The organism is Jingyaoa shaoxingensis (assembly GCF_014385005.1).
Classification (GTDB): Bacteria; Bacillota; Clostridia; order Lachnospirales; family Lachnospiraceae; genus Marvinbryantia; species Marvinbryantia shaoxingensis.
This window is the reverse complement of sequence record NZ_JACRSZ010000015.1, coordinates 16,690-38,138: the sequence shown is the minus strand read 5'-3', so window position 1 is coordinate 38,138 and position 21,449 is coordinate 16,690. Positions and strand designations below refer to the sequence as shown.

General features: G+C 45.3%; 23 protein-coding genes. 13 read left to right on the top strand and 10 right to left on the bottom strand.

The features are described 5' to 3' along the window. Positions 1–281: 281 nt before the first annotated feature. From H8716_RS13435 to H8716_RS13415, 5 genes are all read right to left on the bottom strand, one after another. A complete protein-coding gene (locus H8716_RS13435; protein WP_249309552.1) occupies positions 282–1,373 on the bottom strand; it encodes an Ldh family oxidoreductase in 1,092 nt (363 codons plus the stop codon). A 60-nt stretch (positions 1,374–1,433) separates the two neighbouring features. Continuing rightward, a complete protein-coding gene (locus H8716_RS13430) occupies positions 1,434–2,345 on the bottom strand; it encodes an AEC family transporter (RefSeq protein WP_249309550.1) in 912 nt (303 codons plus the stop codon). Continuing rightward, on the bottom strand, positions 2,345–3,520 hold the full coding sequence (locus H8716_RS13425) for an NAD(P)-dependent malic enzyme (protein ID WP_249309548.1): 1,176 nt from the start codon (positions 3,518–3,520) through the stop codon (positions 2,345–2,347). The genes H8716_RS13430 and H8716_RS13425 overlap by 1 nt, the downstream gene beginning before the upstream one ends. A 164-nt stretch (positions 3,521–3,684) precedes the next feature. Continuing rightward, a complete protein-coding gene (locus tag H8716_RS13420) occupies positions 3,685–4,890 on the bottom strand; it encodes an iron-containing alcohol dehydrogenase (protein WP_249309546.1) in 1,206 nt (401 codons plus the stop codon). A gap of 15 nt (positions 4,891–4,905) precedes the next feature. Beyond that, on the bottom strand, positions 4,906–6,258 hold the full coding sequence (locus H8716_RS13415) for an APC family permease (protein ID WP_408610895.1): 1,353 nt from the start codon (positions 6,256–6,258) through the stop codon (positions 4,906–4,908). A gap of 29 nt (positions 6,259–6,287) precedes the next feature. On the opposite strand from H8716_RS13415, the gene H8716_RS13410 reads away from it, so the two are divergent. The 13 genes from H8716_RS13410 (at position 6,288) to H8716_RS13350 (ending at position 17,255) form a co-directional block, all read left to right on the top strand. Then, positions 6,288–6,662: a TnpV protein gene (locus H8716_RS13410; protein ID WP_001129922.1), complete on the top strand. Its 375-nt coding sequence runs from the start codon at positions 6,288–6,290 to the stop codon at positions 6,660–6,662. Between the two features lie 366 nt (positions 6,663–7,028). Beyond that, positions 7,029–8,948 carry a tetracycline resistance ribosomal protection protein Tet(O) gene (gene tet(O) / locus H8716_RS13405; protein ID WP_002596250.1) on the top strand — a complete coding sequence of 640 codons (1,920 nt, stop codon included), beginning with the start codon at positions 7,029–7,031 and terminating at the stop codon, positions 8,946–8,948. Positions 8,949–8,999: 51 nt separating this feature from the next. Continuing rightward, complete coding sequence (locus tag H8716_RS13400) at positions 9,000–9,173, top strand: cysteine-rich KTR domain-containing protein (RefSeq protein ID WP_008724758.1); 174 nt, start codon at positions 9,000–9,002, stop codon at positions 9,171–9,173. A 490-nt stretch (positions 9,174–9,663) separates the two neighbouring features. Then, complete coding sequence (locus tag H8716_RS13395; RefSeq protein WP_002596252.1) at positions 9,664–10,173, top strand: sigma-70 family RNA polymerase sigma factor; 510 nt, start codon at positions 9,664–9,666, stop codon at positions 10,171–10,173. 95 nt (positions 10,174–10,268) lie between these two features. Further along, positions 10,269–10,700, top strand: coding sequence for an RNA polymerase sigma factor (locus H8716_RS13390; RefSeq protein ID WP_002596253.1), 432 nt, complete (start codon positions 10,269–10,271; stop codon positions 10,698–10,700). A gap of 76 nt (positions 10,701–10,776) precedes the next feature. Further along, complete coding sequence (locus H8716_RS13385; RefSeq protein ID WP_002596254.1) at positions 10,777–11,250, top strand: RNA polymerase sigma factor; 474 nt, start codon at positions 10,777–10,779, stop codon at positions 11,248–11,250. A gap of 155 nt (positions 11,251–11,405) precedes the next feature. Continuing rightward, positions 11,406–12,437: an AAA family ATPase gene (locus H8716_RS13380; RefSeq protein WP_002596255.1), complete on the top strand. Its 1,032-nt coding sequence runs from the start codon at positions 11,406–11,408 to the stop codon at positions 12,435–12,437. A 330-nt stretch (positions 12,438–12,767) separates the two neighbouring features. After that, positions 12,768–12,947 carry a hypothetical protein gene (locus H8716_RS13375; RefSeq protein WP_004613323.1) on the top strand — a complete coding sequence of 60 codons (180 nt, stop codon included), beginning with the start codon at positions 12,768–12,770 and terminating at the stop codon, positions 12,945–12,947. Between the two features lie 6 nt (positions 12,948–12,953). Then, positions 12,954–13,919 carry a MobV family relaxase gene (gene mobV, locus H8716_RS13370; protein WP_002596256.1) on the top strand — a complete coding sequence of 322 codons (966 nt, stop codon included), beginning with the start codon at positions 12,954–12,956 and terminating at the stop codon, positions 13,917–13,919. Between the two features lie 8 nt (positions 13,920–13,927). Next, positions 13,928–14,782 carry a ParB/RepB/Spo0J family partition protein gene (locus tag H8716_RS13365; RefSeq protein WP_002596257.1) on the top strand — a complete coding sequence of 285 codons (855 nt, stop codon included), beginning with the start codon at positions 13,928–13,930 and terminating at the stop codon, positions 14,780–14,782. A 45-nt stretch (positions 14,783–14,827) separates the two neighbouring features. Next, the gene (locus H8716_RS13360) at positions 14,828–15,058 is read left to right on the top strand and encodes a YdbC family protein (RefSeq protein WP_002596258.1); all 231 of its coding nucleotides are present in this window, start codon (positions 14,828–14,830) and stop codon (positions 15,056–15,058) included. A gap of 70 nt (positions 15,059–15,128) precedes the next feature. Then, entirely contained in the window at positions 15,129–15,320 is a 192-nt protein-coding gene (locus H8716_RS13355; protein ID WP_002596259.1) for a hypothetical protein, read from the top strand. Between the two features lie 54 nt (positions 15,321–15,374). Further along, complete coding sequence (locus tag H8716_RS13350) at positions 15,375–17,255, top strand: recombinase family protein (RefSeq protein WP_249309542.1); 1,881 nt, start codon at positions 15,375–15,377, stop codon at positions 17,253–17,255. Between the two features lie 145 nt (positions 17,256–17,400). Here H8716_RS13350 and H8716_RS13345 read toward each other — a convergent pair whose 3' ends face one another. From H8716_RS13345 to H8716_RS13325, 5 genes are all read right to left on the bottom strand, one after another. Further along, entirely contained in the window at positions 17,401–17,745 is a 345-nt protein-coding gene (locus H8716_RS13345; protein ID WP_117448089.1) for a P-II family nitrogen regulator, read from the bottom strand. Further along, positions 17,726–18,595 (bottom strand): helix-turn-helix domain-containing protein, encoded by an 870-nt coding sequence (locus H8716_RS13340; RefSeq protein WP_249309541.1) that lies wholly within the window; start codon positions 18,593–18,595, stop codon positions 17,726–17,728. Before H8716_RS13340 ends, H8716_RS13345 begins: the two co-directional genes overlap by 20 nt. A gap of 110 nt (positions 18,596–18,705) precedes the next feature. Further along, positions 18,706–19,833 (bottom strand): tyramine oxidase subunit B, encoded by a 1,128-nt coding sequence (locus tag H8716_RS13335; RefSeq protein WP_249309539.1) that lies wholly within the window; start codon positions 19,831–19,833, stop codon positions 18,706–18,708. Positions 19,834–19,964: 131 nt separating this feature from the next. Next, positions 19,965–21,092 carry an NAD(P)/FAD-dependent oxidoreductase gene (locus H8716_RS13330; protein WP_249309538.1) on the bottom strand — a complete coding sequence of 376 codons (1,128 nt, stop codon included), beginning with the start codon at positions 21,090–21,092 and terminating at the stop codon, positions 19,965–19,967. Then, the gene (locus tag H8716_RS13325) at positions 21,085–21,414 is read right to left on the bottom strand and encodes a (2Fe-2S)-binding protein (RefSeq protein ID WP_249309537.1); all 330 of its coding nucleotides are present in this window, start codon (positions 21,412–21,414) and stop codon (positions 21,085–21,087) included. The genes H8716_RS13330 and H8716_RS13325 overlap by 8 nt, the downstream gene beginning before the upstream one ends. Positions 21,415–21,449 lie beyond the last annotated feature (35 nt).

Below are 21,449 nucleotides of genomic sequence, written 5' to 3'. Positions count from 1 at the left end.
TTCATACCCCTTTCGCTATACATTGTATTATTGTGTTATTGTGTTATTGTATGATGTCCTACCCATGAACATACTTTAACAGTTATATTAAAATTAGTCAATAATTATTTTAAGTATTTTTCTTTTTTGGAACTTTTGCACAAATATGACTTTGTTTTTTCTACTTTCCAGATATATACCAAATCTGTACGCAAACAGAAAGGGACTGATCCGAATACTTTCGAACTTCATCTCAGTATTCAGATCAGTCCCGTTTCAAAGGGTCACTTACATTTTAACAGCTACACTTCCACCAAATAGTCAGCAGCGCAGATTCCCAGTTTCTCACTGAGTTTTGTTATTTCATCATAGGTTGCATCATTAACAGATACACCTTCCTTTTTCACCTTTTCCATGTTTTCAAATTCTTTTTCACCATGTGTGTAAATACGATCGTGTCCCTCTGCTTTATCGGAATCACGAATCATCTGAAGGAATTCAGAAAGATGCTTAAAAATTTCTTCTTTATCTTCATTAAACATTGCAGGATCTATTGCCCAGAACATATGACAACATAATTCCTTTTCTTTCACCACACGAACACCTGAACTGGTCACACCTCCTGCAAAAATGCCTGTCATAATTTCCACTAACATAGACATACCATATCCTTTATGACCGCTGTGGAGCTCACCTGCACCGCCAATCGGAAGCAGACCGCCACGACCAGTGCCACGATTTGCCACAAAAACACCTGCATCTGTGTTTACAGCGCCGTTTTCATCCACCAGCCAGCCTTCCGGGCAAGGTTTTTTGTTTTTTGCATAAACTTCCATCTTTCCTGCTGTTACTACACTTGTAGACATATCCAGATGGAATGGATACGGTTTTGCCGGAACTGTAAATGCAATAGGATTTGTGCCAAGTATTGGTTTCTGACCAAATGTAGGAACTACCAATGCCTGTGTATTCGTCATAGACATACCTACAAGTCCCTCTTCGGCTGCCATCAGAGAGTAATATCCTGCTATTCCATAATGATTCGAATTTCTTACGACTGTAAAGCCCATGCCATGCTGTTTTGCTTTTTCGATAGCCAGTTTCATAGCTTTCACGCCTGCGATCTGTCCCATTCCATCATGAGCATCAATAACCGCACTCAATGGTGTTTCTCTTACAATTTCCGGTTTTGCGTCTACTTTAATTCTTCCAATACTGATTCCGAATGGATACAAAGTCATTCTCTGTACACCATGAGACTCTATCCCCATCAAATCTGCTTTCAATAAAACATCTGTAATGGTCTCTGCATCTTCTTCTGAATAGCCATATTTCATAAAAACCAGTTTGGACAATTCTCTCAGTTTCTCATAATTCATTTTTCTATATGCCATAATCTTTTCTACCTCATTTCTACTTAATAAAAGCTCACAAATTCAATCGCCAGATCTTTTCTACAACTGCAACAATGTATACAAAATTGGCAAGGTAATCATACTAAGTAACGTTGAAACAAGAATAAGCTGGGAAGCAAATTCTGCATTAGCCCCATGTTCTTCCGCAAGCATCGCCGTAATCGTTCCGGCCGGCGTACCAGCCATTACAACGAGTACATTGCGCACCAATGGATCTAATTTTACCGCTGTAAAAAACAAATACATGACAGCCGGAATTCCTATTAACCGGATAGCACTGAAATAATATAATTTCCAGTCTAAAATACTTCTGGCCTTAACTCCTGCCAGGATAGAACCTATAATAAGCATTGCTATCGGCATTACACAGTTTCCCATACGATCCAGAACATCTACCATACATGAAGGCAGCGGAATCTTCAGTGCTCCAAGCAGAATCCCTGCAACTACTGCAAGAAAACAAGGATGCTTCAGAACGCTTTTTATTCCCTTTTTTCCATCCATTGATGTAAACTGAGCCAAGGCCACTGTCCAGGTAAAAATTGTAGACGGAATCATTGCCATAGATGCCAGCATCAAACCTTCCTGTCCAAATATTGCCTGAATGATTGGAAAACCCATAAACTGCGCATTACTGATAATTGTTGCATATTTCAGAATTCCCTGTTCATCTGACCGGATTTTTATATACAGGACTTTTCCGATTAACCAGCAAAAAGTCAGGTCTGCTGTAAATGCCAAAACCATCAAACCGCCTTTTCCAAGAAGATCCTGCGTCATATTTTTATAAAATGCGGAAACAACACTGCATGGAATCATCACATTAATAAAAATACTGACCAGGCATTCTCTGCCTTCTTTCGTAAACATGCCTCGTTTTGCACAGAAAAATCCAATTGCCAGCATAATAAACATCGTAAGCTGCAGCTCAAACATCAGATTTCCGCTCATCAGATTCTTGCTACTCCTGTTCTTCTGGCAGCCTCAGCTACGGCTGCTGCCACTGTCTTTCCAACACGTGGGTCAAACGCCTTTGGTATAATATAATCCTCATTCAGTTCTTCATCAGAAATCAATCCGGCAAGAGCTCTTGCCGCTGCAATTTTCATTTCATCATTGATATCACTTGCCCGTACATCAAAAGCACCTCTGAATATACCAGGAAAAGCAAGAACATTATTAATCTGATTTGGATAATCACTTCTTCCCGTAGAACAAACCTTTGCTCCTCCTGCTTTCGCATCATCTGGGAATATTTCCGGTGTCGGATTGGCGCAGGCAAAAATAATCGAATCTTTATTCATTGTTTTTACCATCTCTGTGGTCACCATTCCAGGCGCGCTGACTCCGATAAATACATCTGCACCCGCTATAACATCTTTTAAGGCGCCTTTTCGCTTATCCTTGTTTGTCCTTAATGCCATTTCATTTTTAATCGCATTCATACCTTCCTCGCGGCCTTCATAAATAGCGCCTTTTCTGTCACAAAGCGTAATATCCTGAAATCCGTCGGATAAAAGCAATCTGGTAATCGAAATGGCAGCCGCGCCGGCACCATTAATAACAATACGAACATTCTCTTTTTTCTTTCCGACTACCTTTAATGCATTTGTCAGTCCTGCCAGAGTGATTACTGCAGTTCCATGCTGATCATCATGGAAAATAGGAATATCGCACTTTTCTTTCAGTTTTTTTTCAATTTCAAAACATCTCGGTGCTGAAATATCTTCCAGATTCACACCGCCAAAGCTGCCTGATATTAAATATACTGTATTGACAAATTCATCTACATCTTTCGTCTTTACACACAGAGGAAATGCGTCTACATCACCAAAAGCTTTAAATAATACACATTTTCCTTCCATTACCGGCATACCTGCTTCCGGACCAATGTCTCCTAATCCTAATACAGCGCTTCCATCTGTCACAACAAGACACATATTATGTCGTCTGGTCAGTTCATAACTTTCGTCAATATTCTTCTGTATTTCGAGACACGCCTGTGCTACACCTGGGGTATAAGCCAGAGATAAGTCCTCCTTTGATGCTACAGGCACTCTGGAAATCACTTCAATTTTTCCCTTCCACTCTTTATGCAAGCGCAAGGATTCTTTTGCATAGTCCATATTTCAACCTCCAACACGTTTTCATAATTGTATGATGTATACTCATCATACAATTATACAGTGTGTTTGTCAATTCACTTTCGAAGTAAATATTATACAAACTAAGAACACAAAAATTTGTATTTTTGCACAAAAAAACCATCCTTACGGATGGTTTAGCGCAATTATCTGTCTGAAAATTTGCAATTCTTATTCGCCATTTTATAAATCTTATAGATATCCTCTTCATCGCACACATGGAAGGATCCTATTGTCCTGACGCCACCATAGGTGCAGCTATGTGCCATGGCATGAAGGGTCTCGTCACTCTGTACTCCGACTCCCTCTGCTTCCCCAAAGCAAGTTGGCATATCCAGTGACTTGAAGTAATCTACGGTCTGCCGGATTCCTTCTAATGCAGCTTTTTCTGTGTCATCTTCTTTTACATTCCATACCCTTCTGGCATACTGGGCGAATCGCTCCGGTTTTTCCTGGTATACATACAACGCCCAGGATTCCCATACTGCGGAAAGGCTGGCTCCATGTGCCAGGTCGAATCTGGAGCTTAATTCATGTCCCAGCTGATGCACAGCAAAGTCTTTCTGTGCGCCCAGCCCTGTCAGACCATTATGAGACAGACTTCCTGCCCACATCAGTTCACTCATGGCATCATAATTATGGGCATCTTTTATGGCTATCTTTCCATTACGGATTACCGTGCGAAGCAATCCTTCTGCAATCTCATCCGTCAGTTCATTGTGTTCTGATTTTGTAAAATAGCGATCCAGTGTGTGCATACAGATATCTACAATTCCACATCCCACCTGATATTTTGGCAAAGTGAAGGTCAGTTCCGGATTCATAATTGCAAATGCCGGTCTGTTAAAATCCGTCGCCATTCCACGTTTTTCATGAGTTTCTTCATCAGTCAGCACTGCTGAGTCACTGGTTTCACTTCCTGCTGCCGACAGTGTCAACACCACTCCCACCGGCAGGGATCTGGTTACTTTCTGCTTTCCTGTCCAGAAATCCCAGATATCAGTATCCGGATTCGCAGTTCCGTGTGCAATAGCCTTTCCTGTATCAATTACACTGCCTCCGCCAATGGCAAGCACAAAATCTGTTCCGAATTCCTTTGATTTTTCCACGCATTCTCTTGCAAATGACAGACGCGGATTCGGTTTCACACCGCCTGCTGCCATCCATTCAAGTCCTGCTTCTGAAAGCGATGTGGTTACGCGTTCCAGCAGCCCGCTCCTGACTACGCTTCCTCCGCCATATATGACAAATACTCTTGTGGCTCCCATCTGCTTTGCCAGGCTTCCTGCCTGATGTTCTGTGTCCTTTCCAAATACAATTCTGGTTGGTGTATATTGTGTAAATGCCTGCATGATTTATCCTCCTGTTTATCTCCACAGTCCCCTGCGTTTACGGATAGTATAATACATGCTGTTTTCCATTGCCATCACTTTCTGAATCGGCACGCTTTTGAATACCGGCATTTTCATCTTGATGCGGATCCAGAAGAAGGAATAGATGCCCAGCACCAGGAAGGTGATACCGGTGACCAGCCAGATCATCATGCGTTCTGTCGGATCGGTTGAGATGTTCAGGATCATGTATACAGTGCCCGCAATGCCGATGCACGGGAACAGCGGTCCACACGGTACTTTGAAGGAGCGCGGTGCCTTTGGCAGGCGATGACGCAGGATCAGTACATCCAAATGCGCAAAGATGTATGAGATCATCCAGAACACGGAGCCTACCAGAATCAGGAAGGATATTGCTTCGGAAGATCCATCGCTGAGTGCTGCAAATACGAAAATGAAAACGCTGACAAAAATCACTCCGAAGAATGGCACGCCATGCTTATTGGTCTTTGCAAAGATTCTTGGCATCATATTCATTTTTGCCATGCCCTGACAGATTCCTGCCAGTCCGTTGACGGTGGAATTCTGGGTACTGACTACTGCCAGCGCCGCTACAAATGTCATCCAGATCTTACCGGTTGAACCTAACAGATTCTCTCCATACAGCAAGTGTGGTGCTGCAGAAGCTTCCAGTTCACCCCATGGTGTATAATTATGAAAACCAAGCACCATGATGGACTGCACCAGACAGATCAGTGCCAGACCTATCATCATACCAAGTGGTACATTGCGTTTCGCATTTTTCACATTTCTGGATACCGGAATGACATATTCTGCTCCGATGAACAGCCAGAATGCCACTGCCACCATGGATACCACTTCTTTCCAGTCTGCAGCCATACTGTATGGCTGCTGCACCATCGCACCGGTTCCCAATCCAAACATTCCGATGATTCCCATAATCAGCATAGAACCTACCAGAAGAAATGCTACCAGATCCTGGATCTTTGCAAACATATCCACACCGTACAGATTCGCAATCATTACCACAATGGTCATAGCCAGTGTATACAGAATACTGGAAATCGGAAGATGAATCGTTGATGCCATGGCGTAAGAAAAAATGGATGCTTCCACGCCGGATGACATGATGTTGCAGATCAGATATCCACCCACCATGGAAATCAGTGTGGGGAATGGTCCGAGACAGGCCAGTGTGTATTGGGCCAGACCGCCTGTGGTATTTGGCATCAGTGCATTTAATTCTGAAAGGGATGCCACCGTGGTCATATTCAGGAGACAGGCGATCACCATAGCTCCGATAAATACGACGCCGATACTTCCGGCTCCCTGCCCCAGTGATGTAGGACGGATTTTGCGGACATTCAAAATAAAAAAGAATGTGGAGGTAACAGACAATGGCAAAATCATTATTTGAGGAACTGGGCGGCAAATACGAAAGGCAAGGGGATTATTTGATACCGTGCTTAACTGTACCCGCCGAAGAAGAACAGGCAATAGGCATCTGGGGGCAACGGCATTTAGATTATCTAAAACAGTACCGTAAAGTTACATACACCAATCTTCTTACAAGCGGCAGGCTAAACGCCTACCTTGCCGACATCAACAGACAGGCACAGGAACGCTTTGAAAGGCTCATAGAGGGTATGAAACAGGCACAGGGCATAACGGAACAGCTAAAGGCAGAAAACGCCTTAGAATGGACAGGATGCCTCAATAACATAAGGGCTTGTGCGAGGGAGATTGTGGAAAAGGAAATTATTTTTGCATAAACAGATGATTAGTGGCAGGGGGAAATCCTGCCGCTTTTTCTGCTTTAGTTTGTCAGCTTGACAAATAAAGGGTTAAGGAATATAATTAGATTCAGTATTATACAAGGAGTTAATAAATATGCGGCAAGGTATTCTTAAATAAACTGTCAATTTGATAGTGGGAACAAAAAGTAGCAGTCTCGTTTCACTTTTAATATGGGGCTTAGTTTTTTGTACCCAGTTTAAGAATACTTTTATCATGTAATTTTATATGCCCGAAAACATATAAGTGTTTTGGGGCTATTGGAGTTATTTACCCAGTGATAGGAGTATTTATCACTGGGTATTTTTATGCCCTTTTTTGGGTGTTGATAGGAGGAAAATCACATGAAAATAATTAACTTAGGCATTCTGGCTCACGTTGACGCAGGAAAGACAACATTAACGGAAAGTTTATTGTATACCAGTGGTGCAATTGCAGAACTAGGGAGCGTAGATGAAGGCACAACAAGGACAGATACAATGAATTTGGAGCGTCAAAGGGGAATCACTATCCAGACAGCAGTGACATCTTTTCAGTGGGAGGATGTAAAAGTCAACATTATAGATACGCCAGGCCATATGGATTTTTTGGCGGAAGTATACCGTTCTTTATCCGTATTAGACGGAGCAGTATTATTAGTTTCTGCAAAGGATGGCATACAGGCACAGACCCGTATACTGTTTCATGCACTACAGACAATGAAGATTCCGACAATTTTTTTCATCAATAAAATTGACCAAGAGGGGATTGATTTGCCAATGGTATATCGAGAAATGAAAGCAAAGCTTTCTTCGGAAATTATAGTGAAGCAAAAGGTTGGGCAGCATCCCCATATAAATGTAACGGACAATGACGATATGGAACAGTGGGATGCGGTAATTATGGGAAACGATGAACTATTAGAGAAATATATGTCAGGGAAACCGTTTAAAATGTCAGAACTGGAACAGGAAGAAAACAGGAGATTCCAAAACGGAACGTTATTTCCCGTTTATCACGGAAGCGCTAAAAACAATCTGGGGATTCGGCAGCTTATAGAAGTGATTGCCAGTAAATTTTATTCATCAACGCCTGAAGGTCAATCTGAACTATGCGGGCAGGTTTTTAAGATTGAATATTCAGAGAAAAGGCGGCGTTTTGTTTATGTGCGTATATATAGCGGAACATTGCATTTGAGGGATGTTATTAGAATATCTGAAAAAGAGAAAATAAAAATCACAGAGATGTGTGTTCCGACAAACGGTGAATTATATTCATCCGATACAGCCTGCTCTGGTGATATTGTAATTTTACCAAATGATGTTTTGCAGCTAAACAGTATTTTGGGGAACGGAATACTGTTGCCGCAGAGAAAATTTATTGAAAATCCTCTCCCTATGCTCCAAACAACGATTGCAGTAAAGAAATCTGAACAGCGGGAAATATTGCTTGGGGCACTTACAGAAATTTCAGATGGCGACCCTCTTTTAAAATATTATGTGGATACTACAACGCATGAGATTATACTTTCTTTTTTGGGGAAAGTGCAGATGGAAGTCATTTGTGCCATCCTTGAGGAAAAATATCATGTGGAGGCAGAAATAAAAGAGCCTACTGTTATATATATGGAAAGACCGCTTAGAAAAGCAGAATATACCATCCACATAGAAGTCCCGCCAAATCCTTTCTGGGCTTCTGTCGGGTTGTCCATAGAGCCGCTCCCTATTGGAAGCGGAGTGCAGTATGAAAGCAGAGTTTCACTTGGATATTTAAATCAATCGTTCCAAAATGCGGTTATGGAGGGGGTTCTTTATGGCTGCGAGCAGGGGCTGTATGGATGGAAAGTGACAGACTGTAAAATCTGTTTTGAATATGGATTGTATTATAGTCCTGTAAGTACCCCCGCAGACTTTCGGCTGCTTTCCCCTATCGTATTGGAGCAGGCTTTAAAAAAAGCAGGGACAGAACTATTAGAGCCATATCTCCACTTTGAAATTTATGCACCGCAGGAATATCTCTCACGGGCGTATCATGATGCTCCAAGGTATTGTGCAGATATTGTAAGTACTCAGATAAAGAATGACGAGGTCATTCTGAAAGGAGAAATCCCTGCTAGATGTATTCAAGAATACAGGAACGATTTAACTTATTTCACAAATGGGCAGGGAGTCTGCTTGACAGAGTTAAAAGGATACCAGCCAGCTATTGGTAAATTTATTTGCCAACCCCGCCGCCCGAATAGCCGTATAGATAAGGTTCGGCATATGTTCCACAAGTTAGCTTAACAGCTTGCAAAAGTCATATAAAATGAGATTTGAAAGGATTAGAGACTAATTATGATGAAATGCGAATGGATATTGTGTCCTGTTTGTGGGAACAAAACCCGTAATAAAATTAGGAAGGACACTGTTTTGGAGAATTATCCCCTTTATTGTCCAAAATGCAGACAAGAAAGATTGATTAAAGTTGACAACTTGAAGATAACTGTCATCAAAGAGCCAGACGCTTAAGACGCAGAGCCGATGAAATTGTGGAACAATTCACGAATCATCGGCTCTTTTTGTTTCGTATTTGAAAGAACAAACTCACCAAATAAAAAAAACGATATTCGGGTGGGTTATTTTGTTATACCCTAAATTACCCTCTGAATTTGTTTTTAAATTTGGAGGGATTTTTTTATGTCCTTTTTTCGGGCAGTTATCTATCTGCTCATACGAAGCAAAATTTATCAATACATAGCATATCAGAGAACGGCAGGAAACCAGTTAAAAAAATTTCTGCCTATGCAACGGCACTTCCTGCCTTGAATGTAGAAGTACAATCTCCATACAACAGAATTAATATTTCCCATAACCGTAAAGGTCATAGAGCCTTTGCGGTTTTTCTTTTGTCGATTTTTGTTGGAAAGTGCCATAGGGCTATTAGTGGTGTTAGGTGTCGTTCGCCACCTCTCCATCTGGATTTTGAACATTTCAAAAATTCAGATGGGAGGTACTTACAGTGAAATACGCACCGAGAAAGGTATATATCAAGGAAAGCGGCAGATATGTGGAACTGTCCTATACGGATTTCTGCCGCCGCAGGGAATCCGACCAGACCTATATGGACAAGCTGTTTATCCCCATTCAAGGCTGTCTGCTTGAAGTCGTGAGGGAGCAATACACGGACTTCTACCGAGATAAGGAACGGTGGCGTTATCTGAAAAAATTAGATACGAAGAACAGCCTGCTTTCTCTGGATGGATTTACGGACAGCGAGGGGAAGCCTTTAGACTTTATCGCTGATGAAGCGGCAGACATTGCGGAAACCGTTGTCAATGCGGTTATGGTGGACAGGCTGAAAGCCGCCCTGCCTTTGCTGTCGGATAGTGAACAGGAATTGATACAGGCAATCTTTTTTGACGGACTTTCTGAGCGTGAAGTCGGGGCGAGGTTCGGCATAACCCAGAGCGTTGTGAACAAACGCAAAGCCAGAATCCTAAGAAAACTAAGAAAGATAATAGAAAATTAAAATTTAAGGCGTTCAGCCCCCTTGTTTTTTCCTTTGGGAAAATGAGGGGGTTTTTCTCTGCCCTCTCAATCAATTCTGATTGGAGGAAAAGAAGCATGGCATATAACCACGGACGGGAGGACAGGAAATGGCGTATCTGGAAAGAAGCGGAGGAAAAGCTGCTGCGTGAGTGCGGCGTTGATGAAGCGACCATTGAGCAGATACGCATTGCGGACAGGGCAGACTTCAATTCCAACAGGCGGTTTTACCGATGGACGAATGACATTGCGGAATACCTTGAGGACATGGCAGACAGGGAGCGGCAGACGGAAGTGGGTACGGTTGCGGAGTTACTGGACGAGATTGAGAGCGAAAATCTCTATCAAGTATTAGTCGCGGTGGACGGGCGTACCTTGAAAATCGTCCTGCTGAAAATGCAGGGGTATTCCACAAAGGAGATTGCCCCGCTCGTGCATTTGACGACTGGTGCCATCTATGCGAGGTTAGACCATCTGCGGAAGAAGCTACGAAAATTTTATAGCGTCTAAAACAGCCTGCCGTCCTGCGGGCTACTGGGTGAGGGATGGAAATCCCCTCACTTATTTTTTGCAGGAGGCAAGCGGGATGGCATACAGAGTTAAGGCGTACACGCTTCGGGAGGAATCCACGGAAAGCGGCACAAGGTATTTTATCAGCTTTAAGGACGGGCAGGGCAAATCCCACGAGTTGGAAGTGTCGGAACAGTTCTTTATGGAGTTTCGGCAGATGGAACGCAGGAACAGGAATCTCCTCCAATGGGACGAGCGGCACAGGGAGTTTTCGGAAGTATGGGACGAAACGCTGAACAGGCGGGCGTTGAAGCTGCCTAAGAGCATAGAGGAACAAATGATTGAGGCAGAACGGGCAGAACTGCTCTGTAAGGCGGTTGACGGACTGCCAGAGATACAAAGGCGGCGTTTCCTGCTCTACTACGAGTATGAGTTCAATTTTTACCAAATCGCCGCTATGGAGCATTGCACCGCTTCGGCAATACAGAAATCTGTTGCGATTGCAAAGGAGAAAGTAAAGGCGGAAATGAGGAAGTATCTCCAACCGTGACCGACACCGCCCGAAAAAGAAATCTGTTTTTTATTTGTGTGGGATTGGCGGCATTACATACTCTCACTTTTTCTTCGTGGGAGTAAATCTATTTTTAAGGAGGTCAACGCCTATGTGCAACGAAAACAAAAACACCGCCCGAAAGGAGGAAAGCCATGCAGAAGTTACAGACAGTCAACGCCGAAACGCTCCTTTATGAACCGCTTGAGAAGCCGTCCTTTGTGGTGGACAGCCTTATCCCCACAGGCTTGTCGCTGTTCTGCGGCTCACAGAAGATAGGAAAGAGCTGGCTCATGCTGAAGCTATGTTTATGCGTGTCGCAGGGACTTCCCTTGTGGGATATGCCGACAATGGAGGGCGACGTGCTTTACCTCTGCCTTGAGGACACGTTCTGCCGTATACAGGACAGGCTGTTCCGATTGACGAACGAAGCGAGCAGGCGGCTTCACTTTGCCGTGGCAAGCTGCAAGCTGTCAGACGGTCTTATCGTGCAGCTTGAAGATTATCTGAAAGATTACCCAAACAGCAGGCTTATTGTCATTGACACTTTGCAGAAAGTCCGTACAGCTTCAAAAGACAATGCCTACGCAAGCGACTATGGGGACATCTCACTAATCAAAGACTTTGCCGACAGGCATTCATTGGCGGTCATTGTCGTACACCACATCCGAAAGCAGAATGACAGCGATGTGTTCAACAAGGTGTCTGGGACGACAGGCTTAACGGGGAGTGCGGACGCTACCTTTGTTCTGGAAAAGGAGAAACGGGCATCCGACACCGCCAAGCTGTATGTGACGGGCAGGGACACGCCCTATCAGGAATACACGCTGCGTTTCCGTGATTGCAGTTGGGAACTTGTGGAGAGAAAAACGCAGGAGCAGCTTGCGAAAGAAACGATACCAGACGTCCTTTTTCGGTTGGTGGATTTTATGAGGGATAAGGAAGAATGGGCAGGCACGGCAACGGAGCTGTTAGCCGCTATGAGGGAAACGGAAACCATACCCACGGTGATTACGAAATGGCTCAATGAATACCGCACCACATTTTTAAATGAGAACCATATCGTTTATCAGTACAGCCGCAAAAAACACGGCAGGCAGATTTCGCTTGCAAAGCGGGCGGGTGACAGCGGTGACGGTGGTGACAGCGATATTGGGATACCCCCTGTTACTGTCATTGACGCTTAAAGCCGTGTAAAGCTGGCGACTCTGCCCTGCGGGTGACAGCGGTGACGGCGGTGACAGTGATTTTAGGATACCCTGCCGCTGTCATCCCTGCGGGAGAACACCCCGTAAACGCAAAGTGCAGGCGTAGGATTTACCCGCCCTTTTCGGCGTGTAAAACCACCCCTGCGGTCAGAAAAATCCTTCCGATTTTTCCGACTGCGTTTACAGGGTGTAACACACTACACTTTGCCCTGCAAAGTCGTGTGCCAGACGTTCCCTCTGGACTCCCTTATGGCAGGTCTTACGCCCTGCTTATCCTACGCTCCACGCTTCGGATAAAAGAATGGCAGCATGACGGTGACGGCTCTTGCGAGGGGGTATTCCAAAAACACCGTCATCATCGACATGACCGTCATGCAGGGAATAAGGGTGACAGTTGAGGCAGTCGGTAGGGGGTATCCCAAAACTGCTGTCACCGCCGTCACCGCTGTCACCCAAAGGGCAGTTTACCCGCCGAAGAAAGGAAGATGATGAATTATGCCCTATGCAATCCTGCGTTTCCAGAAACGCAAAGCGGGCGGCGTTGCGGCTTGCGAACGCCACAACGAGCGTAAAAAAGAAGCCTATAAAAGCAATCCAGATATAGATATGGAACGCTCGAAAGATAACTACCATCTTGTGAATCCGCCGAGGTACACCTACAAGAAAGAGATTAACCGCATGGTAGCCGAAGCAGGGTGCAGGACGAGGAAAGATAGCGTGATGATGGTGGAAACGCTTATCACGGCTTCGCCAGAATTTATGAACAGCCTGCCGCCCAAAGAACAGAAAGCGTATTTTACGATGGCTCTGGATTTCATTTCAGAGCGTGTCGGGGAGAAAAATATCCTCTCCGCAGTCGTCCACATGGACGAGAGAACGCCGCATATGCACCTCTGTTTTGTGCCGATTACACCAGACAATAAGCTGTCTGCCAAAACAATTTTAGGCAATCAAAAGAGCCTGTCCGAATGGCAGACCGCCTACCATGAGCGGATGTCCTCACGGTGGAATCAGCTTGAAAGAGGTCAGTCCTCAATGGAAACGAAGCGGAAACATGTCCCCACATGGCTCTATAAGTTGGGCGGCAGGCTTGATAAACAGTATGAGGAAATTGTGTCTGCACTGTCCGACATCAACGCCTTTAATGCAGGGAAGAAGCGTGACAAGGCTCTGGAACTGATTGCGGCATGGCTCCCAGACGTGGAGAAATTCTCAAAGGAAATCAGTAAGCAGAGTGCCTATATCAATAGCCTAAAGGAGCAAATCGGGCAGGAATCAGACTATGCGGGGCGTATGCGTGATGAAAAGTATGAGCAGGAACTAAAGGTGCAGAAAGCGAACCAGAAGATATTTGAGTTGCAGAGAACCAACGAGCAGATGGGGCGGCTGCTCTCAAAGATACCGCCCGAAGTGTTGGAAGAATTGCAGAAAAACCATAAAAGCAGAGCGAAAGAAAGGTAGATATGTGAATGAAGAAACAGGATTTTAAGGTGTTAAAGACCAAAGACTTGTACCCGTTTCCCGACAATCCGTTTCATGTGGCAGAGGATGAAACGCTGTCAGAATTAGCGGAAAGCATCAAGGAATTTGGCATTGTCACGCCGATAATCACACGCCCGAAAGAGGACGGGAACGGCTATGAAGTGATTGCAGGGCAGCGGCGTGTCCGTGCGTCTGAACTTGCAGGGATAAATACCGTGCCTGCGTTTGTCCTGCCCTTAGACCGTGACCGAGCCATCATCACCCTTGTAGACAGTAATTTACAGCGTGAGAATATCCTGCCATCAGAGCGGGCGTTTGCCTACAAGATGAAATCCGAAGCCATGAAGCGGCAGGGTTTCCGCACAGACTTAACCTCGTCACAAGTTGTGACGAAGTTGCGGACGGACGACAAGGTGGCACAGGGCTTCGGCGTAGGCAGGATGACCGTACAAAGATTTATCCGTTTGACGGAACTGATACCGCCGATTTTGCGGATGGTGGACGAGGGGAAAATCGCCCTCACGCCTGCGGTGGAACTGTCCTTTTTGAAGAAAGACGAGCAGGAAAACCTCTTTGCCACGATGGAGAGCGAAGAAGCAACGCCCTCACTCTCACAGGCACAGCGGATGAAAAGCCTAAGCCAGAGCGGGCGGCTTGACATGGATACGATATTTGCAATTATGACGGAGGAAAAGGGAAACCAGAAAGAAACCTTGAAAATCAACACAAGCAAGCTGAAAAAGTATTTTCCGAAGAACACAACGCCGAAGCAGATGGAGGAAACCATCATTAAACTTTTGGAGCGTGAATTGCAGAGGAAACGGGGCAGGGACAGCCGCTAATCTTCTCTTTTCGGGAGGTAAATGCAGAAAATTGAGGTATGAAGAATGAAAGAAATCCAGTATGAGATTGTAAAGGAAATCGCCGTATTGTCTAAGGGCGACAGCGGCTACACAAAAGAAATCAATCTTATCTCATGGAACGGAAGAGAGCCGAAATATGACATCCGCAGCTTTTCCCCGAACCGTGAGAAGTGCGGAAAGGGTATCACGTTGAACGCTGATGAAGCAGCAGCACTCCTTGAAGCATTACAGAAAGAAGTAAACAGCGGGGATTGATGGTATCTGATTGACAGGGCGGGGCGTTTCCAGACGTTCTCCTGCCCTGTCTGGAAAGGAAGATTTAAGTATGGGCGAGGATAAGAAAGCAGATAAAAAGAGAAAGCGTATCGTGCCGAAAGCACCAGTTCAGATGATAATCAGCCGTGAATATGTCGGCACGCAGACAGTCACAGAAGCGTTTATCCCGATTATTTCCGAGGATATTCGGAAGAAGATTGCCGAGGGCGACACCTTCGACAATGAGGGGCTGTCCGCTTAGAATGTACGCAATGGAACATGAAAACAGATAGGACAGATATGGAGGTTTTACAGTATGGCAGGAATAAGAATGGAGAACAAGATTTATGAAGTCGGCATGTACTGCCGCTTGTCAAAAGACGATGGCACGGATAACGAGAGTGCGAGCATTGCGACACAGAAATCCATCCTCACGGATTATGTGAAAAAGCAGGGATGGCACTTAGCAAAAACGTATGTGGACGACGGTTACTCTGGTACAAATTTCCAAAGACCAAGTTTCCAGAACATGATTAAGGACATTGAAAGCGGTCTGATAAACTGCGTTATCACGAAAGATTTATCTCGTCTGGGGAGGAACTATCTTGATTGCGGACTGTATCTGGAAGTGTTTTTCCCAGAGCATAATGTGAGGTATATAGCGGTCAATGACGGCGTGGACACGCTCAATAAATCCGCTATGGACATCACGCCTTTCCGCAACATCCTAAACGAAATGTATTCCGCCGATGTGTCGGTCAAGATAAAATCGGCGTACCGAGCGAGGTTTCAGCAGGGGAAATTCATGGGGACGACAGCACCATACGGTTACGTCAAAGACCCCGCCGACCACAACCATCTGCTGATAGATGACAAAGTTGCCCATGTGGTAAGGGAAATATTTGACCTTGCGTTAGCGGGCAACGGAATCGCCAAAATCCGCAAGCACATCAACAAACAGCATATCTTACGCCCCGCCGCTTATGCGGCGGAGCAGGGGGCAACAGGCTATGAGAGGTATTTTGAGGAGAATGAGGAGAACCGTTATATTTGGAGCGAGAACAGCGTAAGGGGCATTTTAAGAAGCCCGATATATGCGGGAAACCTTGCAGGCTACAAGCGGATTGCCGCCAACATGAAAAGCAAGAAACGCCCCTCTAAGCTGCCCGAAGAATGGGAAGTGATACCAGACACCCATGAGGGGATAGTCACGCAGGAGGAATTTGATACCGTACAGCAGCTTATTACAAGCCGCAGATTACCAGAAAACAAGGGCGGCTTTGAGAACATCTTTGCAGGCGTTATTAAGTGTGCGGACTGCGGCTATGCGATGCGGGCTATGAGTGCCAACAGGAGGAAACGCCCCGACATCATCGACTGCGTACAATATTCCTGCAATAATTATGGCAGATACGGTAATATCATGTGTACCGCACACAGCATTGAAGCGAGGGACTTGTTCAACGCTGTCCTCACCGACATCAACCGATTTGCGGATATGGCAGTCAATGATGAAAAGGCAGTGAGGGCGATTGAAAAGCGGCTCACGGAAACAGACCAGAGCAAGGCAAAGGCACTGGAAAAGGAGCAAAGAAAACTGAACAAACGCCTTGCAGAACTGGACAGGCTGTTTTCCTCACTCTATGAAGATAAGGTGATGGAGCGTATTACCGAGCGGAATTTTGAGATGATGTCGGGAAAATACCAGAAAGAACAGCTTGAAATTGAAGCAAGGCTGAAAGAGGTAACGGAAACGCTCAGCGACAGCTATGAGAAGACGCAGGGTGTCCGTGATTTCCTCTCCCTAATCCGCAACTATCAAGGCATTAAGGAACTGGACGCAACCATCATAAACGCACTTATAGACAAGATACTTGTTTCGGAACGTGAGAAACTTACAGACGGAATGGTGCGGCAGGAAATCAAGATTTATTATAAATTCATCGGCTTTGTCGGTGAATTACATATCACACCGACAAAGCGGTGGACTGCGTTAAAGCCTAAGAATTGTACGGTGTGCGGTGTTGAATATGTTCCCCGCTCTGGCATATCGAAGTATTGTCCTGCTTGTGCCAAGAAGATACAGAGGGAGAAATCAAACGAGAGCAAACGCAGGAGCAGGGAGCGAAACAGACAGGCATGTATTGAACTGTCCGCAAAAAATGACCGACTGATACCAGACAACTGGTGGCAATGACCAGACCTACGGAAATCGAGACAACGCTTCGCAGTCCCAGAGTTCTGTCTTTTTCTTCCATATGTACTCACTCCTCATTTATCAAATGTACCTGCTAACGATTCTGTCAAATCGAATTATCACACAGGCATATTTTTCTACCACTCTACAGGGCATCGATTCCTTCATCACCGGTACGTACCCGGATGACATTGGTGATATCGTATACAAAAATCTTACCGTCACCGATATGTCCGGTGTAGAGTTCCTGTTTGATCAGTTCTACGATAGCCGGAACCTTAGATTTTTCCACTACTACAGCAATCTGCTGCTTCGGAAGGAGTTCCATCTCATAATTTTCTTCTACCTCATATTCTTTCGTACCTTTTTCAATCCCGCATCCCAGTACCTGAGTCACGGTCATACCACGAACCCCTGCTTTGCTTAAAGCAGATTTCAGACCATTGAATTTTGACATTCCTGTGATGATTTCAATTCTTGATAATTCCATGAGTATTCTCCTTCTGTTTATTTATTGTTGTATGGGCAGCCCTTCTGTCACTGCCATCGCAAATTCTCTTCTTATACTTCTCCGGCGTGGTTCCTGCGAATGCCCGGAAATCTTTTAACATATGGGACTGATCGTAATATCCGCAGTTCAATGCAGTCTCTTCGCTGTCTGCTTCTCCCGGCGCGGCTGTGATTTCATTTAAAAATGCCTGAAACCGGATGAACCGTTCAAATTCCTTCGGTGAAATGCCGTGTATCTGCTTGAAAATCCTGCGGATGTAACATTCGGAATAACCTGTTTCTCGGCTAAGCATCCCAATGGTGATATTTCCTTTGGTAGCGTAAATACGCTGTCTCATGTATTCTTCCAGTGTATGTGCTCCATCCCGGCAGCTGCCTTTCTGATTCTCCGAAAGATAAGACATCAGTATCTGCGCTCTCTGCTCCACATCTTCTGCCTCAGCAATCCTGTCCGTCAGTCCTGTTCCATAATCATTCAGGTCAATCTCCACGTCGTTATTCACCACATCCTGAATGGAAAGATCTTTGGGAAGAATACATCTTCCCGGCAGGAATCTGGCTCCGAAATAATATCGTCCGTCATCAAAGTCCCAGTTTTTGGCTCTCAGAACCGTCCCGCCAATCAACACTTTTACATCTTTTTCTCCGATTCCGAAGACCAGATCTGTGCTTCCATCTGGAACAGCTTTGAAGCTGTTCTGTGTTTGATCCTTTACCTGAAATTCATAAAAACTGGAAATCCCCATGCGTTTGTTCAGTATTTCTTTGTAATCTTCTGCATCCAGCCTGAGATATGGCTGAACCGGAGTAACAACCTTCTTTTCGTCCATAATCCTTTCTCCTGTGCATGTTTTGCAGCATGATCTGGGATTGATCGGAGCATTTTTAGTCGGATCTTGTCATCATCTTATGGTGGGTTCTGTCTATTGTTTTTTGACTTCTATGCCATCTCCGGTTTTTCCCATAATGGCAGTTTGATTCCGATTCCCATTTTCACCGCATTGCGGTATACCGTGCCACCCCATGCAATGTCTTCTACCGGCATGCCGCCTACAGAGTAAACAATGATCTCATCGTCACTTTCCCGTCCCAGACGCCGTTTTTCAATGATATCTGTGATATCTATGATATCTTCTGCCTTGACTTTTCCGTCATGTTTTAAATCTGTGAATTTTGTTCCGATGATCTGTACCTGCGGATAAGTCGGGTACGGATATTCCTCTTCCCAGGCTTCGTACAGCTTGGAATTGTCCACTACCAGCTTGCATCCTGCCAGAAAATCATCGTCAAATCTGGCTGCGGACGGCATGCTGATCAGTGCGCCTTTTTTTATCCAGTCCCCGCTGATATATGGGAAGGAGAAAACATCATCACGTACCGTTGTGGTGAAACTGATGATGTCACTGTCCCGTACTGCTTCCTCGACTGTATCGCAGACCTCAATGTTCTTAATCTGTGGCAGTTCTTCTTTTACGAACTTCACAAAGGCATCCAGCGATCTCTGGCTTCTTCCTTTGATTTTTACGGTATCTACCTGTGGGCAGACACTGACAAATGCAGCCAGGGAAGTCTTGCCCATGACACCAGGTCCGATGATGGATACCACCTTTGCGTCTTTTCGGGCCAGATATTTGGCACCCACTCCCGGGATTCCACCGGTACGGTAAGCACTTACCAGATTCGCAGACATCAGTGCAAGCGGTGCTCCGGTATCTTTATCATTTAACATCATCATCAGAATGGAACGTGGCAGACCTTTCTTCTTGTTGTCTACGTTTGATCCATACCATTTCATACCTGCCATCTGATATCTTCCGCCAAGATATGCCGGCATTGCCATGAATCTGCGGTCATCTGCATTCTTCGGCATGCCTTCGAACTGGGGATCATCCGGGAACATGATCATACAGCCGTGGGAGTTGTGGTTGGCCCCTCCCATCACATAATCTCCTTTGTACAGGGTAATGAGCAGATCTTCCATTACCTCCACACAGGAAGCCATGTCCTTGACACCGGCTTTGATCATATCTTCTTCACTTAAATATAAAAAATCAATTTTTGCATCCATTTGAATGTCTCCTTTGCTGAATCTATTTTCCAAAATCTACCCAGCGGTCGAAAACTTTCAACTTTATGCTGAGTATAGCACGCGGAATATTATGTGTCACACTGAAATAAGTGGAGTTATTTATGCATTTCTTAGATTATCGCTTTGAATCGGTCGTAGCGGAATGCTGACAGATCCAGGGTGGTTTTTTCTTCTCTTGCGACCTCGGCCAGCAGGGTTCCCACAATCGGCGAGATTCCAAATCCGTGTCCGGTAAAGGCACAGGCGGTAATCAGTCCTGGGATTTCTTTGATCTCGCCCAGCACCGGTACGCCGTCTGCAGATACATCTTCATATCCTGCCCAGGTACGGACGATCTTGGCATTTGCCAGTTTCGGAATGTATTTCATAATACCGCGGCAGATACATGGTGCTGTAATACTGGAAGTCATATTGTGACCATTGTCTTTGTTCACCGTCTCGAATCCGGAAGCACCTCCGAATACGAAGGAACCATGGTCGGTCTGATGTCCGTAAAAGTCAGCATCTGCAGTTCCCAGCATCTGTGGAAACATCGGTGCCTCTGCTTCTGTTACCAGTGCTTCGATGAGATCCTTGGACATTGGAATGTCGATTCCCACACTTTCCAGAATCCAGCGGCTTTCATAACCTGCTGCCACGATGATCTTCTCGCCTTCGAATACGTTCTTTTTTGTAATCACTCTCCGGGCTTTTCCTTTTATGGTCTGAAGCTCTGTCACTTCTTCCCCAGTGTAAAACTGTACCCCAAGTCTTCTCGCTGCCCGGTAATAACCAAGGGTGGTCATCAGCGGATTGGCATGTCCGTCTGTGGCACACCAGCTGGCTCCGATGACTTCATCACTTAAATATGGATTGATGGCACGGACTTCTGCACCGTCGATCATCCGCACATCCAGTCCACAGGCAGTTGCCCGGTCTGTCAGTCCCTGAAGGATCTCCAGATGATGCTCCGTCTTGCCAAGTCGTAAGTTGCCTTCTTTGTGGTATTCTACGTTTACGCCCAGTTCCTCGGAAAGAGTCGGCCACAGATTGTTTACTGCATACATGGCCAGCGGCAGTTCCCTTGGATCTCGTCCCGACTGACGGACACCTCCGCCGTTTCTGGCAGATCCTCCGTTTCCAATATTCTCATCTTTATCCAGAACGATGACGGAAGTTCCTTTTTTTGCAAGATAGTAAGCAGTGGCACATCCGATGACGCCGCTCCCTATGATAATCACATCTGCTGTTCTACTCATCTTCCTCACCTTCCTTTGCAAATATCTTCATTTCCAGTGGTCTCATAGGTGCTCTGGATGTGGCCGGTGTCAGCACGGCCGGGGAAACTCCCAGTTCCCTTGCCACAATTCCTTTTACCAGCTTCGCACAGGTCTGTCCCTGGCAAAGTCCCATGCCGCTGCGCAGATATCTTCGGATCTCTGTAATAGTATACATGCCGTCATGCACAGCTCTGCGGATCTCACCTTTGGTAACTTCCTCACATCTGCAGATAATCCGGTCATCATCCGGTTCCGGTTTATATTCACCCAAATCTATGGTTCTGTCATATATGTTTTCCATCGTTTTCCTCCCATCGATAATTATCTTTCTCATTA

Coding starts and splice junctions, on each gene's coding strand:
- H8716_RS13435 (WP_249309552.1), bottom strand. CDS start 1,373: ATGGCATATAGAAAAATGAATTATGAGAAACTGAGAGAATTGTCCAAA.
- H8716_RS13430 (WP_249309550.1), bottom strand. CDS start 2,345: ATGAGCGGAAATCTGATGTTTGAGCTGCAGCTTACGATGTTTATTATG.
- H8716_RS13425 (WP_249309548.1), bottom strand. CDS start 3,520: ATGGACTATGCAAAAGAATCCTTGCGCTTGCATAAAGAGTGGAAGGGA.
- H8716_RS13420 (WP_249309546.1), bottom strand. CDS start 4,890: ATGCAGGCATTTACACAATATACACCAACCAGAATTGTATTTGGAAAG.
- H8716_RS13410 (WP_001129922.1), top strand. CDS start 6,288: ATGGCAAAATCATTATTTGAGGAACTGGGCGGCAAATACGAAAGGCAA.
- H8716_RS13400 (WP_008724758.1), top strand. CDS start 9,000: ATGATGAAATGCGAATGGATATTGTGTCCTGTTTGTGGGAACAAAACC.
- H8716_RS13390 (WP_002596253.1), top strand. CDS start 10,269: ATGGCATATAACCACGGACGGGAGGACAGGAAATGGCGTATCTGGAAA.
- H8716_RS13385 (WP_002596254.1), top strand. CDS start 10,777: ATGGCATACAGAGTTAAGGCGTACACGCTTCGGGAGGAATCCACGGAA.
- H8716_RS13380 (WP_002596255.1), top strand. CDS start 11,406: ATGCAGAAGTTACAGACAGTCAACGCCGAAACGCTCCTTTATGAACCG.
- H8716_RS13375 (WP_004613323.1), top strand. CDS start 12,768: ATGACGGTGACGGCTCTTGCGAGGGGGTATTCCAAAAACACCGTCATC.
- mobV (WP_002596256.1), top strand. CDS start 12,954: ATGCCCTATGCAATCCTGCGTTTCCAGAAACGCAAAGCGGGCGGCGTT.
- H8716_RS13365 (WP_002596257.1), top strand. CDS start 13,928: ATGAAGAAACAGGATTTTAAGGTGTTAAAGACCAAAGACTTGTACCCG.
- H8716_RS13360 (WP_002596258.1), top strand. CDS start 14,828: ATGAAAGAAATCCAGTATGAGATTGTAAAGGAAATCGCCGTATTGTCT.
- H8716_RS13355 (WP_002596259.1), top strand. CDS start 15,129: ATGGGCGAGGATAAGAAAGCAGATAAAAAGAGAAAGCGTATCGTGCCG.
- H8716_RS13350 (WP_249309542.1), top strand. CDS start 15,375: ATGGCAGGAATAAGAATGGAGAACAAGATTTATGAAGTCGGCATGTAC.
- H8716_RS13345 (WP_117448089.1), bottom strand. CDS start 17,745: ATGGAATTATCAAGAATTGAAATCATCACAGGAATGTCAAAATTCAAT.
- H8716_RS13340 (WP_249309541.1), bottom strand. CDS start 18,595: ATGGACGAAAAGAAGGTTGTTACTCCGGTTCAGCCATATCTCAGGCTG.
- H8716_RS13335 (WP_249309539.1), bottom strand. CDS start 19,833: ATGGATGCAAAAATTGATTTTTTATATTTAAGTGAAGAAGATATGATC.
- H8716_RS13330 (WP_249309538.1), bottom strand. CDS start 21,092: ATGAGTAGAACAGCAGATGTGATTATCATAGGGAGCGGCGTCATCGGA.
- H8716_RS13325 (WP_249309537.1), bottom strand. CDS start 21,414: ATGGAAAACATATATGACAGAACCATAGATTTGGGTGAATATAAACCG.